The following is a 14,284-nucleotide window of genomic DNA, read 5'->3' as shown; positions in this document are numbered from 1 at the left end:
CAAGCATGAAATCCATGCTTGCTTCTTCTTTCTCTTCACATCGTATGTTTAAAAGTAAATAACTCTTCTTTCGACTGCACAACAGATTGTTCCTCTTCTACAACATCCTTCTTTAGCTCTCCTCCTAACCTTACTTTCATCATCGCCTCTTCGATACTTTTTACAATCATATTTCCTGAAAAAATAGTAAGCCCAAAAAATGTAATCGGAACGAGAGGAATCCACGGATTCACTGTTAATGCCCTAAAGTATACTCCAATTAAACCTGACCATTCATGCGTATAAGATTCCACCTCTTTTATAGGTCCACCAAACGTAACAGTCCCACCAAAGAACACTTCAAGTAATCCTAAGTGCAGTAAAATAGTAAGAGTCTGCGTAAACTGCTGAAGAAATACGAGTATAAAAGTCATATAGAGATGCGGAAAAATATGTTTTATAACAATATGTCTTCTCGATCCACCTAATATGCGTGCGGCATCAACAAATTCTTCCGTTCGCAATTTACGAACTTCCTTCGCAACATACAGTGCAATAACTGGCATTACAAGCAGTACAAGTAATACCACTTGAAACGAAGCCCTTTCAAAAAAGGTTGTTGTCTCCTCTCCGCTTCCAAATGCATTTGCAGATTGAAGAAAAAAATACGCAATCATAACTGTTGGAATAACTGTAAAACTATCAAAGAAAGCCTCAATTTTTGAAAATCCTCTTTTTATATACGTTCCGAGTACGACACCGAAAAACACACCTATTACCATTCTAAGTGCCGCAATTAAAATAGATATACCAATCGTCCACTTCGCGCCCTCAATGACTAAATGTAACAGGTCATACCCTTTCCGGTCTGTCCCGAGTAAAAATTGGAATGAAGGTGGAAACGGTGGCACTTGTGGATTTTCATCCGCATCATATTGCAATGTAACTTGTCTAATATGTCCATCATTCCATAACGTATTTCCGATGCTCAAAAGAACTAATAGGAGAAGAAACCCAATGCTTATCCAAAATCTTTTATCACGTTTTATATACGTCCACATATTATAATCTCTCCTTCATCGCAGCCGGAATGAGATAATGAAACAATTTAAATAAAATAAAAATCGGGATATATATAAGAAGCACACTAACGATGAAAACCTCAACTCTAATACCAAAATACGATTTCAAAAACATAAAAATACCACCCGTATTAAAAATCCATTCTATAATATATAAATTAGATAACATAAAAAAGATATTCGTTTTCGCAAAGAATAATGTACTAAGCAACACATTTCGTAAAATATGACGATTTAAAATATGAAAGCGCCCCAGCCCTTTCGCCTTAGCAAATAGTACATAATCTTTTTCTAGTTCATTTTCAAAACGAAGCACGACCATTTTTACAAACATAATCGTAGTCGGGATGCTCAAACACAATATTGGCAACCCCCTAATCGACTCGCCTCCAATTGAAGCAATTTGAAAAGGTAAAAAACCTGTTTGTTTAAAAAACCATACAACTAAAATTTGTGATACTAAAATAAGAAGGATATCTGGAATGGATTCTAGGAAGATAAGAAATGATTTAATTCGCTGTTGCATACGCGGTGAACTACTCATAATTACATAAACAATACAAAATGCTACAAATAATGAAATAAAAAAAGCAGCTAAAAAAATAATAATCGTTTCTTTATAATGGACGAACAGCTGCGGAAATAAAAATTTACCTTTCACATATTGCAAATTGGAAATATCCATTAAGTTCACAAACACTTCTTTTAAACTCTGTATGTACTCTGATGCATGCAGCTCAAATCCATAAAATAATTTCGGCAGTGCTCCTAAACAAATAATCCCCAAAATCGAAATAAGAAATTGAATCGTCACTTCCATCCCATTCAAAAATACCTTTTTGACCATTTTCACCCTTCTCTCTCTATAATTTACCCCCTAATTTTATTCTTAATTTTCTGAATTGTAAATATTTCAAAGACAAAAAATCACTAAGCTATGATCCTAGTGATTCTTTATGCGCATGCCTTTCTCTTTTCGCAAACGGAATATATAAAATAAAACACCCAATAAGCGCTGCGAGTTCTAATGAAATAATATAGTAAGGATGCGGTCCTAACATATCGAGTAATGAAGCTGTTTCTGGCTTATGAGCTAAAAACATATAATTACCACCTGTTTTATAATTCACAAACGAAACAAGCGGAATCAATATGTTTAAAAATATCATCGTACGCTTAATAGATTGCAAGGTCGGTCTATAGCCTTCCACCCAAGTCATAAAGAGTGGTGCCCAAATAAGCAATACATGCGCGATAAAATATTCAATGAAACGAAAATGCGGAAAAGCATATTGCAAATTTGGTGTTAAAATGGCTTGTGATGCACCAATAATTCCCGTAAAAAATACAATCTCATATATTCGATAACTTTTCGTTACAATCATAATCGACGCTAACAACAAACTAATTGTACATAACTCAAACGGTAATGAAGTAGCTAGCTCAAAAATCCCCGCTTTCCACTCCCACATATGAAGCCCAATTTCACTACCTATAAATAAAAATGCAATCGCATATCGAACCGTTATATTCCACTCATTTTGACGTAATAAATCTTGGTATTGATACAGAAAAAATATCCCCACCAACATAATAAATAATATAATGGCATGTTGCCTTGAGTATGGAATAAACGGTTTTAATGGATGCGCACTAAAATAAGCTTCCATCTTCCTTCCTCCTCTCCTTCATACAATATTATTGTAAGAAAGAAACAACGAGTCAATTCATTTGCTTACAATAGGACAACCTCTACCTTACATTTACATATTCATACCTTACAAAACTGTAAGGTTATTGTAAGCTAAAACGATTTGTCAGATTCTTCACCTCTTCTATACTTAATGTAGATACTAAAACGAACGAAAAGGTGATAAATAGATGAAAAAGAAAAATAAGGTGTTAATTACTAGTGTAGTAGCAATCGGAATTGCAGCTGGATCATACTTTGCATTTGCTGGGGGCGGTTCAGAAGTAGCAATGGCATATAGCGGATATAAAGTAACTGAAAAACAAATCCAAAACGCGCAAAAATTTGGTGGCGAAGTTATTCCAAATGGAATTGAAACTATTTCATTCGATCCAACAAAAGGAACATATGAATTAGCTGTAAAAAAAGGCGATGAAGTGAAAAAAGGTCAGCTTCTATTTAAATACAATGACCCGACTGCTAAACAAGGTGTAACAGAAGCAGAAATGCAAAAGAAAATCGCACAAAAAGAAGTAACGTTGTTCCAAAAACAAATTGATGCGGCGAAACAAAAATTACAAAAAGATAAAAATGCAGGCCTTCCCGCTGAAGCATTAAAAGCATCAGAAGCTGAAGTTGGGCAATTAGAATCACAACTTGAAATGAAAAAGTTTGAAGTTGAAAAAGCTGATGAAATGATTAAAGCAGCAAAAGAGAAAGTAAACACTCTTTCTGTAACAAGTCCTGCTGATGGCGTAATTGATGATATCGTAAAAACTGCTGACGAAAAAACAGGTATGAGCGGAATTACTCTTCGTCACGCTGGTCAATTTAAAGTAAAAGGTCAACTTTCTGAATATGAGCTTGCTAGTATGAAAGTTGGGCAAGAAGTAACTGTTTCATCAAAAACTGTCGCTGGTAAGACTTGGACAGGAAAAGTAACAGAAATCGGTTCTACACCATTAAAGAGCATGGATGAAAATAAAACTGTTTCTAACTATCAATTCACTGTCACATTAGATAATAGTGACGAATTACAAAACGGCTTCCACGTTTACGTAACAAGTAAATCTGGCGAAGCAACTGGTACAATTGTTCCGAAAAGCAGTATCGTGAAAAAAGGTGACAAAAATGTTGTCTTCGTTGTAAAAGACGGTAAGGCGAAAGAACAAGCAGTTACTGTTGAATTCGAGACTGATAGCGAAGCAAAAGTTTCTGGAGTGAAAAAAGGAGAGGAAATTATCTCTAAACCTGAAAAAGACTTAAAAGATGGTATGGAGGTTGTCGCCCAGTGATTAACTTAAAAGGCATCACGAAATCCTTCCAAAATGGTGCAGAATCCGTTCAAATATTACACGGAATTGACGTAACACTGAACCAAGGAGAATTCACTTCTATTATGGGACCTTCTGGTTCTGGTAAATCAACATTAATGAACATTATCGGTTGCTTAGATAAACCGACGACAGGTACGTACGAACTAGCCGGTCAAAATATTTCAAACATGACTGAAACAGAACTTGCACACGTACGTAATAAAGAGATCGGATTCGTATTCCAAAACTTCATGTTATTACCGAGACTTACAGCGCTTCAAAATGTAGAACTACCCCTTATTTACGCTGGAGTCGATAAAAAAGAAAGACGCGAGCGCTCATTAGCTGCTTTAACAAAAGTCGGTTTAGCTGATCGCGCTACTCACTTACCGAACGAATTATCAGGTGGACAAAAGCAGCGTGTCGCTGTTGCACGTGCAATCGTAAATAACCCAAAATTCATTTTAGCCGATGAACCGACGGGAGCACTTGATACGAAAACAAGCACACAAATTATGGACCTCTTTTACGAATTAAATAAACAAGGCTCAACAATCATTATGATTACTCATGACCGTGAAATCGGGGAAGCTGCAGCACGTCAAATTGTAATTCGTGACGGAAATATCGTCCAAGATTGGAGAGGTTAATTTTGAATACGAGTGAAAATATACGCATGGCCCTTTCCTCTATCTTTGCTCATAAAATGCGTTCTATTTTAACGATGTTAGGTATTATTATCGGTATTAGTGCCATTATTACTATCATTTCAATGGGTGATGGTACAAACGCAAAGTTTAAAAAAGAATTAGGCCAAGGAAAAGATAACGAAGTAACGATTTACTACAACAATCCTGATTACGGAACAGATAGTGCCAAAATCACACCTGATATGCTAAACCGTCTGCAAACTGTACCAGGCGTTAAAGATGTGTATCCAGACGTAAGTATGAAAGTAAAAGCATCTGCTGGTTCAAAAGATGTAAATCTTGATTTAAAAGGTGGAACAGGCGCCTTTATGACAGATTCGAAAATAAAATTAGTTCACGGTCGTGAATTAAATGACAGTGAATTAAACCAAGCAATCCCTGCTGTTATATTAAATGAAGAAGCTTTCAACAAATTATTTAGTAGTGGTTGGGAATCAAATCAATACACAGATATAAAAGGAAAGCCGTATAAAATAGTTGGTGTATACGAAACGAAAAACGACTTTGGAATGCCTATGCCTGAAGGTTATACATCACTTGAAAATGCGCCTGTCATTTCAGGAGTAAATGAGTATGACTCTGTAAGATTAACAATGACCTCTCCGACAGAACGTAAAAGTGTAGAAAAACAAGCCGTTTCTGTCTTAAACGAAATGAAAGCTCCTAAATTTGAGCACAAATTCGAAGCACAAGACTTAGGTGAATTTACGAAACAACTAGACGAATCAATTGGTATGATGAAAATGGTATTTGGTGGTATTGCTGCTATCTCCTTACTTGTTGGTGGTATCGGTGTAATGAACATCATGCTCGTATCTGTAACAGAACGTACACGTGAGATTGGTATTCGTAAAGCACTTGGTGCAACACGTGGTAAAGTATTAACACAATTCTTAATCGAATCTTGTATTTTAACAGGACTTGGTGGTTTCATCGGATTCATGCTCGGTATTTTCTTCGCTTGGATCGTCTCAATCTTTGCTGGATGGCCACTCGTTGTCTCAAAAGAACTTGGACTTCTTGCAGTAGGTATTTCAATGCTAATCGGTATTGCATTCGGACTACTACCAGCTAACAAAGCTGCCAAACTGGATCCAATTGAATGTTTACGATATGAATAAACAAAAACGTAGGAGTTTACACTCCTGCGTTTTTTATTTATCTACTAAATTGAGTTTCTTCTATTATATATGTTTCACGTTACAACTATCATTCTAATACTCTTCATTATTTATAGGTAATAAGGCTATTATCTAATTCTATTATTGCAAAAATACTATATAACAGACGAAAATCAAGGCGTAATTTTTTCCATACTTCGACTGATTTTGTAACAATTATATCGATATTTTATTAAATTTCACCTCATTTATATATTTTCACGCCTAAAAATATTATCGTTTTATAACTAAATTTCCATTCAAACAGTAAAATACGCTACTTTTGTAACACTATAGATATCACATAGAAACATTACTGTAACATTATTAACTTTACAGTAATTGAAATACTACTCATTTTGTGTTTCATATGCCCTGATACGCCAAAAAACCAACAAGGAAGCGCTATCAGGATATTTATGGAATTGTTACAGAATATTAATGCCCCGTTACGAAAGCTTTGTAATTTTATGTTTTTCGCAAATAAGAAAATAATGGTTGCTATAATGAGGTCAACGAAAACAAATGCAATGGAGGCTATTATGAAAAAATTTATGGGTATAGCAACAGCAGCGGTTTTTGGTCTTGGGATTTTCACAACATCTGCTAAAGCAGAAACAATCGTAACGACTGACGTACTAAACGTACGAGAAAACCCAACTACTGAATCAAAAGTTGTAGGAAAATTATTAGATGGATATAAAGTAAATGTTTTACATACAGAAAATGGTTGGTCAAAAGTTCAATTGAATAGCGGTAAAGAAGCTTTCATAAGCGCTGACTATACAAAAGACACTTACTACGTAACAGCAAACGTATTAAACGTACGTGCTGGAGCAAACACAGACTCAGAGATTCTTGGTAAGTTGAAAAAAGATGATATAATTGAAACAACACACCAAGTACAAAATGATTGGATTCAATTTGAATATAACGGAAAAACAGCTTATGTTCATGTTCCTTACTTAACAGGTAAAGCACCAGTTAAAGTTCAACCAGTAGCTAAAGTTGAAAAAACGACTACAGTTCAAGATACAGCTAAAGTTCGTGAAGCTGCTAAAGCTCAGGAAGTAGCTGAAACTCAAGCAAAAGCTAAAGCTCAAGAAGCAACTAAAGCTCGCGAAGCAGCTGAAGCTCAAGCAGAAGTTAAAGCTCAAGAAGCAGCTAAAGCTCGTGAAGCAGCTAAGGCTCAAGAAGCAGCTAAAGCTCAGGCAGATGCTGAAGCTCAAGCAGAAGTTAAAGCTCAAGAGGCGGCTAAAGCTCGTGAAGCAGCTAAAGCTCAAGCAGATGCTGAAGCTCAAGCAGCGGCTAAGGCTCAAGAAGCAGCCAAAGCTCGTGAAGCTGCTAAAGCTCAAGAAGCTAAGGCTCAAGAAGCAGCTGAAGCTCGTGAAGCTGCTAAAGCTCAAGAAGCAGCTAAAGCTCGTGAAGCTGCTAAAGCTCAAAAACCAGCTACACAACAACCTGTTGCAAAAGAAACTGAAACAAGTGCACCATCATCTTCTCGTGAGTTACGTGTTGTAGCAACAGCTTACACAGCAGATCCACTTGAAAATGGTTATAAAGCAGGCGACCAAGTAAAATCAGCTTTAGGTCATAACTTAACAGCTAATCCAAACATGAAACTTATTGCAGTTGATCCAAGTGTAATTCCATTAGGTTCAAAAGTATGGGTTGAAGGTTACGGAGTAGCAATCGCTGGTGATACTGGTGGAGCTATTAAAGGTAATAAAATCGACGTTTTAATGCCAGATAAAGGTACATCAAGTAGCTGGGGACGTAAAACAGTTACAGTTAAAGTATTAAACTAGTTAGTAAAAAAGAGTCAGTCTCATCGTTGAGGCTGGCTCTTTTTTTATGATTCTTACATTCTTTCTTTCTCTTGAAAGTAAGTAATATTGTCTCGAAGCCACTTCCTCTCCGACACAAACAAGTTTCCACGTTTTTTATACACTTTATCAAATATCTTTAAAACTTCTTCATGATTAGCAAACTTATGTAAGAAACGAAGAGCAATGATAATCTCTGCTTCATCCGTAGGCTCTGCTTCATTTTTCCGCCTTCTAGCAACAATTTTATTCACACGTTCGCAAATTGGTCTCATTGCCATTTCGTCGCCATACGTATAAATAGCTCGAACAGCTTCATATTTCACCATCACATTTCTATCCTGTAAAGCTTCAATATAAACTATTTGTAAGTCCGATTCCCCTATTTTTGCTAACACCTCAATAACAGTTGAACGAACATAGGCACTATTACTATATAAAAGCTTTGTTAACGGCAGAATCGATTGCTTCGTTCCAATCTCAAACAATGTATAACAAATATGTGTAATCTCATCTTTATTTTCTTGAGTATCCAGCAACTTTAGTAAAGCACTCTCCGCTTCTAATGATTTACATAACTTTAAGGAAGAAATAGCCCAATAACGAACACTATCGTTTTTATGGTAAATATACGGAATAATTTTATTTGTATCACTTACTTCTGGCAATGTATAAATATTACTAAGCAGTTCACTTAACAAAGTCGGGTTTTGTTCACATTCCAAACAATCTATAAGATAATCAGCAATACTGATCTCTTTCGTATTAATAGCAAGTTTCGTCATTACATAATACATATCTTTCTTCATAGATATTTTTTTTGCTTTGGTTACCTTCTGCTGTAAATAAGGAAACGTTAATAGGTCATCTAGCTCTTTTGCTTCATCATAAGCACGATGCCTAACCTCTGTATCCTCATCAGCCATCCGCCTTAATAAACTATCTATATACCCTTCCATCTCCTTCTCTCCCGTCCAGATTAAATCTATCTCTTTGCATTCTATATATGATAGACTTTCATTTCAACAGAAAAAAGAGGATGCCACAGCATCCTCTCCTTCTCTTCTCTATTCCACACAAGTAAACTGCGTCCAAGCTCCTACATAATCTAGTAAGAATAACTCCTCTTCCGCAATTGTACCGACAATATTTTTCCGTTCATCTATCGACATTTCTTTCAAGATGATTTGCAGTTCACCTTTATACTTTCCGAATGAGTTATTACCAATTACAACTTGCCCTCTTTCCTGTAGCACACTTTCGCGCACTGGGAAGTCATAGTCTTTATATTTTTTACGCACTTCTGTAGAACGTATCATATACTCTGTTATGTCGCCGCGTCTTACGTGTAATTCTTGCAGCGTGGCTCTCTTTTCTACTTCAGTCACTTCGTCTACAAAGTGCACTTTTAGCTGTAACATGTAGCGATTTAAGTTTCCTAGTTTTTCTAACTCTTCCTCACTCGCATAAGCATTTCCGATAATGACATCATCGATTAGCCCTGTTGCCCATAAATGCTTCGCTTGTACTTCAATTGGTAAATTACGATGCTCTTCTAACGTACATAATCCGTCGTTAATATCCCATGGACCGATGTTTGCGGCATGTGATGTAATAAAAGCTGCACTGCGAATACCATGCTTTTTAAAGCGTTTACTACAGCGAATGAAATAATCGTACGGAAGACCAGTGAATTTTTGTGGATAAAAATTATGACAACCAATTAAAGCTGATTTATTCGCTTGATGCGAAAGAATATTTTCTAAGTACGCAATATCGTTACTTACATTTAACTCAATTTTTAAACCGTACGGATTATTCGTCATTTTCGCCTCCGTTAATCCGTCAAAACCTACATCTAAACGAATACCGTCTGCGCCTAACTCTGCAAAAAATGATAGATCGCTATAACTAATACCAAGCTGATCAAACACAGCCGGAGCTACATCTAAAATAACTTCCATATTGTTATCTTTTGCGTGATTGATAATCTCTTTAAATTCAGCTACAATTTCTTCTTTCGGACGATTCACAGATAACAAACAAGTAAATATTCTTGAAAAACCGTGTCGTGCCGCTGCGGAAATATAAGCCATATCTTTTTCTTTCGTTGAATGTTCTGGGTAAAGTGAAATTCCTAATTTACGCTCCATGCTTTTGCATCTCCTTCACACGTTGTATTAATGCCATGCTCGTAAATCTATATTTTGCAGATAAACACGTTGCACATAAAATTGTCGGTACAATAATTACGTACGGTGATTGCAATCCTAACATTACATATGCACCCATTGAACAACCGATAAATAAAACTGATACTAATAGTAACACTAATAAAGATTTACTTTGTACCCATTTCGAATAATGGGCAATACACTGTCCGACCACGAATGTAATTAAGATGATAATTGCTCCGAGCATTCTGTTTTCTCCTCTCCTGCTAATTGTTGTTTCTCATACATTTTGAAGAATGGATAGTAAATAACGAACGAGATAACAAAGTTAACAAGTACAAGTACACCAGCCATAATTGTCCAGTCCGTACTAATCACCGCTGCAATTGGTGCTAACATCGTAAATGGCAGTTTCGCCATCATAAGTGGAATCATACCTGAAACAACTGCGAAATATGATACTGTCGTTGTCACTAACGGTGTAATAACGAACGGAATAATTAAGATTGGGTTCATTACAATTGGTGCACCGAAAATAATTGGTTCGTTAATATTGAATAAGCCTGGCACGAATGATAATCTACCTAACTCTTTTAAGAACTTAGATTTAGAGAACATAAACATAATAACTAAAGCTAACGTTGAGCCTGATCCGCCAATCCATACGAACCATTGAATGAACTGCTCTGTAAATAAGTTTGGTAACTGATGTGCATTTCCTGTAGCCGTGAATACTTCCATATTTTCAAGAATTGCTGAATCCCACATCGGACGAATAATTGGTCCTAAAATCGCTGGTCCATGTATACCGAATGACCAGAAAAACACGATTAAGAATACTGTTAATAAACCACCGAATAAATTATTTCCTACTAATACTGATTTTAATGGTGCGATTAAATATGTAATTGTTGTATTTACATCGAATTTCAAACCGTAGCGAATGCCCCAGAATAAAAGAATAACTGCTAATGTTGGAATTAATGCTGCAAACGAATTTGAAACTGCTGGTGGTACACTATCTGGTAATTTAATCGAGATATTATGCTTAATCATAAAATGATAAATTTCTACTGCAATTAATGCTGTAACAATTGCGCCAAATAAAGACGTTGCACTTAATGTTCCTACTGAAATATATCTACCTGCATCAATAACACCTGGTACAGCTTTCGTAATTTGAATTGGTTCAACTGATGCTAGTAAAAAGGCAAGTACAGATAATAACCCTGCACTTAACTGATTGAGCTGATAAAAGTTCGCGAGCGAAGCCCCTACACCAAACGCTGCGTATAATGCCATTAGTCCTACTGTAAATCGAAATGGAATATCTAAAATATGGCGAAACGGTGCAATCCATTCCATATATGCATCAATTGGTAAATTTAAAAAGATAACGAAAAATGATCCGACGATCGTTAACGGTAATGTAGAAATAACCCCGTTTCGAATTGCTAATAAATGTCGTTGTCCTGCAATCTTTTGCGTTGTTGGCATAATCTTTTGTTCCATAAAACTCATAAACCCATTCATCAATAGCCCTCCTCTTTCTCTCTACTATAAAAGAATGAAATAAACTTTATAACATTATAATGTTTATATTTAAAAAGATATAATTATGCTAAAACTAATTGTTCTGCTTGCTTAAGCACCTTCAAACCATCACACATACCATAATCTCGTTGGTCTATAATCGCAACTGGTATATTGTATGAATTTGCAAGAAACTCTACAGCTGGAAATAAATATTTCACCTGTGGGCCAATTAAAACGACATCGGCTTCCTTAATTTCAAGCTTCACTAGTTCTGAATCAACCGCCTTAATTTTATAATTCTTCCCCTGTTTCTTTGCCTCTTCTTGCATTTTTCTTACGACCATACTCGTTGACATACCTGCTGCACAACATAATAAAATGTACATCTTATACGGTCACTTTCTCTTCTACTCGTTTATGAAGAGCAATAAATTCTTCAGCCAGTTCTTTCACTGTAATTGCATTCATTAAATGATCTTGTGCGTGCACTAACAGTAAACTAATTTCTGCATGATTTCCTCTTGCCTCTTCTTGAATTAAATCCGTTTGAATACGGTGCGCTGCTGAAATTTCCTCACTAGCAAGTTTCATCTTTTCACCGGCATTCCCGAAATCTCCTTGTCTTGCAAAAGCAATTGCTTCAAGCGCCGCGCTTCTCGCATTGCCACCATGTAAAATTAACGCAAATGGAGTTTGCATATCAGCCATTTTAAATTCCCCCAAGCTATATGTTTTCTATATTTTTATCTTATTATGAAAACGCATACAATTAAACATAAAAAACTTCCGTTATGTAACGGAAGTTTTTATATACTTTTTCAAAATGATAATAAAATCTCTTGAAAATCTTCAATTACCTCGGTCTGAGTAAGTTTCTCTATCGTAGTTTGACTAGACATAATATCATATAAAAAATCATAAAGCCTTTGCAAATCTTCATTATTATTGCGCTTTACACTAAATAAAATAATTACTTGTACTTTTTTATCTCCCCAATCAACAGCCTTTTCAAGTGTGCAAAACATCAGAAAAGTTTCCTCACTTAATAACTGCATCGGATGCGGGATTGCAACCGAATTCCCAACCGCTGTCGGAGACGTATTTTCTCTTTCTATAACAGAAGCATAAAAGTTTTCTGGTACATAGCGTTTCTCAGCAGCTTTCTCACATAAAAACTGAATAACATCCTCTTTCGTAGAAGCATTATGATTTAAAAAGATTAAATCTTCCTTAATATAAGGCTGCACACTAGTATTCACATGCGTAAACAACCGCTGACCAATCGATTTAATCTCTTTATCATCAAATATTGAATTCACTTTTATAACTGGAACAGGCAAGCCACTCGGTATATGAATCGTACTAATAATACAATCTATTTTTTCTTTATAAAGATCTTCTACTTTCAATTGATAATAGCCTGTAATACCTACAATCTCTAATTTATCTCGGAACTGTGATAAAATTTTATATTTTAATAGTTGTGCACTTCCTTGACCAGTCGCACAAACTAATAAGCATCTTTTCTTTTGATTTTGCTCCTGCAAACGGCTCATCGCTCCGCCGAAGTGAATTGCAATATAACCAATTTCACTTTCAGGGATCGATTCACCCGTATATTCACCAATGATATCTCCAACAAGAACCGCAATTTCAAAAGCATACGGATAATTCTTTTTCACTTCTGCCAAAAGAGGATTTCTCGTATTTAACTTATACTTCAAACGATTTAATAACGTTTTTAAATGAATACCAAATCCAAATAATAATTCTTCATCATAATAAAAAATAAGATTCCGTTCTTCCGCTACTTTAAAAAGAATATGTTGCATAAATGCATATATATCTTTCCCTAATAGCTCTTCTACATTTTCATAGCAATCTCTCGTTGTAACAGCAGTACTTAATAAATGCATCGTCACATATAATACTTCTTCTTCTGGAAATGAAAATTTCAACTCTTTCTCTAAATCTCCTAAAATCTGCTTCGCAATTGTATATTCTTTCTTTAGTATAAGTTCTGATTGCTCCGCATGCAGTCCTTTCATATAATGTTGACTTTGACAACGCTTTAATGCGATTGCAATATGAATGACTAAATTATCAATTTCTATATCAGATAAATATATTGTTCCGCCTTCAATATACTTTAATATAATTGAACGAATAAGTGATATATGAGGTAGCGATAAATATGTCTCCGTCTGCTCAAATTGCTCATGGAACGGAGTATGGTCATAACGCGGTAAACCATATTGTGATAAACAAGAACGAATATTAAATTCCTCTCCAACAATACGTATACCATAATATGGTCTCTTCTCAATTTGTAATTCATAGCAACCACATATATCTGTAACATCTTTCATAATTAAATTGACCGTTGATTTGCTCACATACATCTCTTCCGCTAATTCTGAAAGCTTCACATATCCCTCTGTCATTAAAACACGCTGCAGAATGTACGCTATTCTTTCTTCATAAGAAGTTGGGATCTTTTCCGTCTGTTTTTGAAATAGACTCACACAAAAGTCTTCAAATTTCTTCTTTTGTATAATTTCTAATTCGTACCCATTCCCTCTTTGCGATTCGATTTTCGCTCCGTTTTCTTCCAATATATCATTTAATAATTTTATATCCTTTTGAATCGTCTTCGTTGATACATGTAAACGGCCCGCTAAAAAAGCTCGATTTAACATCGATTTCTCTTCTAAAAATTCCTCTAAAATAGAAATTAATCGCTGATGCACCTTTGTCATAGCTCTTCCTCTCGCTCTTTATATATAAAGGGGGAAAAGCTGCTGAAATCAG

Annotated in this window: 14 protein-coding genes; 4 read left to right on the top strand and 10 right to left on the bottom strand. The window is 35.4% G+C overall.

Annotation, left to right across the window (positions count from 1 at the left end; genetic code table 11):
- Nucleotides 1-35: 35 nt before the first annotated feature.
- The 3 genes from GBN78_RS06695 to GBN78_RS06685 all read right to left on the bottom strand — a co-directional run bounded on the left by GBN78_RS06695 (nt 36) and on the right by GBN78_RS06685 (nt 2,731).
- The gene (locus GBN78_RS06695) at nt 36-1,040 is read right to left on the bottom strand and encodes an ABC transporter permease (RefSeq protein ID WP_044584160.1); all 1,005 of its coding nucleotides are present in this window, start codon (nt 1,038-1,040) and stop codon (nt 36-38) included.
- A gap of 1 nt (nt 1,041) precedes the next feature.
- Nucleotides 1,042-1,908: an ABC transporter permease subunit gene (locus GBN78_RS06690; RefSeq protein WP_000239676.1), complete on the bottom strand. Its 867-nt coding sequence runs from the start codon at nt 1,906-1,908 to the stop codon at nt 1,042-1,044.
- 88 nt (nt 1,909-1,996) lie between these two features.
- Nucleotides 1,997-2,731 (bottom strand): YwaF family protein, encoded by a 735-nt coding sequence (locus GBN78_RS06685; protein ID WP_000388679.1) that lies wholly within the window; start codon nt 2,729-2,731, stop codon nt 1,997-1,999.
- A gap of 211 nt (nt 2,732-2,942) precedes the next feature.
- Between GBN78_RS06685 and GBN78_RS06680 the strand changes: the two genes are divergently transcribed.
- From GBN78_RS06680 to entC, 4 genes are all read left to right on the top strand, one after another.
- Complete coding sequence (locus GBN78_RS06680; protein WP_000728828.1) at nt 2,943-4,046, top strand: efflux RND transporter periplasmic adaptor subunit; 1,104 nt, start codon at nt 2,943-2,945, stop codon at nt 4,044-4,046.
- Entirely contained in the window at nt 4,043-4,717 is a 675-nt protein-coding gene (locus tag GBN78_RS06675; RefSeq protein WP_000609104.1) for an ABC transporter ATP-binding protein, read from the top strand. The genes GBN78_RS06680 and GBN78_RS06675 overlap by 4 nt, the downstream gene beginning before the upstream one ends.
- 26 nt (nt 4,718-4,743) lie before the next feature.
- Nucleotides 4,744-5,898 (top strand): ABC transporter permease, encoded by a 1,155-nt coding sequence (locus GBN78_RS06670; protein WP_406741370.1) that lies wholly within the window; start codon nt 4,744-4,746, stop codon nt 5,896-5,898.
- 458 nt (nt 5,899-6,356) lie between these two features.
- Nucleotides 6,357-7,745: a cell wall-binding protein EntC gene (gene entC / locus GBN78_RS06665; protein WP_000421960.1), complete on the top strand. Its 1,389-nt coding sequence runs from the start codon at nt 6,357-6,359 to the stop codon at nt 7,743-7,745.
- A 53-nt stretch (nt 7,746-7,798) separates the two neighbouring features.
- Here entC and GBN78_RS06655 read toward each other — a convergent pair whose 3' ends face one another.
- The 7 genes from GBN78_RS06655 to GBN78_RS06625 all read right to left on the bottom strand — a co-directional run bounded on the left by GBN78_RS06655 (nt 7,799) and on the right by GBN78_RS06625 (nt 14,232).
- Nucleotides 7,799-8,722, bottom strand: a complete 924-nt coding sequence (locus GBN78_RS06655; protein WP_088046351.1) for a HEAT repeat domain-containing protein — start codon at nt 8,720-8,722, stop codon at nt 7,799-7,801.
- Nucleotides 8,723-8,830: 108 nt separating this feature from the next.
- Nucleotides 8,831-9,916 carry a DUF871 domain-containing protein gene (locus GBN78_RS06650; RefSeq protein ID WP_088046352.1) on the bottom strand — a complete coding sequence of 362 codons (1,086 nt, stop codon included), beginning with the start codon at nt 9,914-9,916 and terminating at the stop codon, nt 8,831-8,833.
- Nucleotides 9,906-10,184 carry a hypothetical protein gene (locus GBN78_RS06645; protein WP_000900048.1) on the bottom strand — a complete coding sequence of 93 codons (279 nt, stop codon included), beginning with the start codon at nt 10,182-10,184 and terminating at the stop codon, nt 9,906-9,908. The genes GBN78_RS06650 and GBN78_RS06645 overlap by 11 nt, the downstream gene beginning before the upstream one ends.
- Nucleotides 10,160-11,470 (bottom strand): PTS sugar transporter subunit IIC, encoded by a 1,311-nt coding sequence (locus tag GBN78_RS06640; RefSeq protein WP_001013053.1) that lies wholly within the window; start codon nt 11,468-11,470, stop codon nt 10,160-10,162. Before GBN78_RS06640 ends, GBN78_RS06645 begins: the two co-directional genes overlap by 25 nt.
- Before the next feature lie 83 nt (nt 11,471-11,553).
- Nucleotides 11,554-11,859: a PTS sugar transporter subunit IIB gene (locus tag GBN78_RS06635; protein WP_000275642.1), complete on the bottom strand. Its 306-nt coding sequence runs from the start codon at nt 11,857-11,859 to the stop codon at nt 11,554-11,556.
- 1 nt (nt 11,860) lies between these two features.
- Nucleotides 11,861-12,181 (bottom strand): PTS lactose/cellobiose transporter subunit IIA, encoded by a 321-nt coding sequence (locus GBN78_RS06630; RefSeq protein WP_000774631.1) that lies wholly within the window; start codon nt 12,179-12,181, stop codon nt 11,861-11,863.
- Nucleotides 12,182-12,291: 110 nt separating this feature from the next.
- A complete protein-coding gene (locus GBN78_RS06625; RefSeq protein ID WP_088046353.1) occupies nt 12,292-14,232 on the bottom strand; it encodes a BglG family transcription antiterminator in 1,941 nt (646 codons plus the stop codon).
- Between the last annotated feature and the right edge of the window lie 52 nt (nt 14,233-14,284).

Origin of the sequence: Bacillus sp. B2-WWTP-C-10-Post-4, from assembly GCF_009183805.1 — a bacterium.
In the GTDB taxonomy this organism is placed as follows: Bacteria; Bacillota; Bacilli; order Bacillales; family Bacillaceae_G; genus Bacillus_A; species Bacillus_A cereus.
The sequence above is the reverse complement of the archived record's forward strand: the minus strand, read 5'-3'. Positions and strand labels throughout refer to the sequence as shown.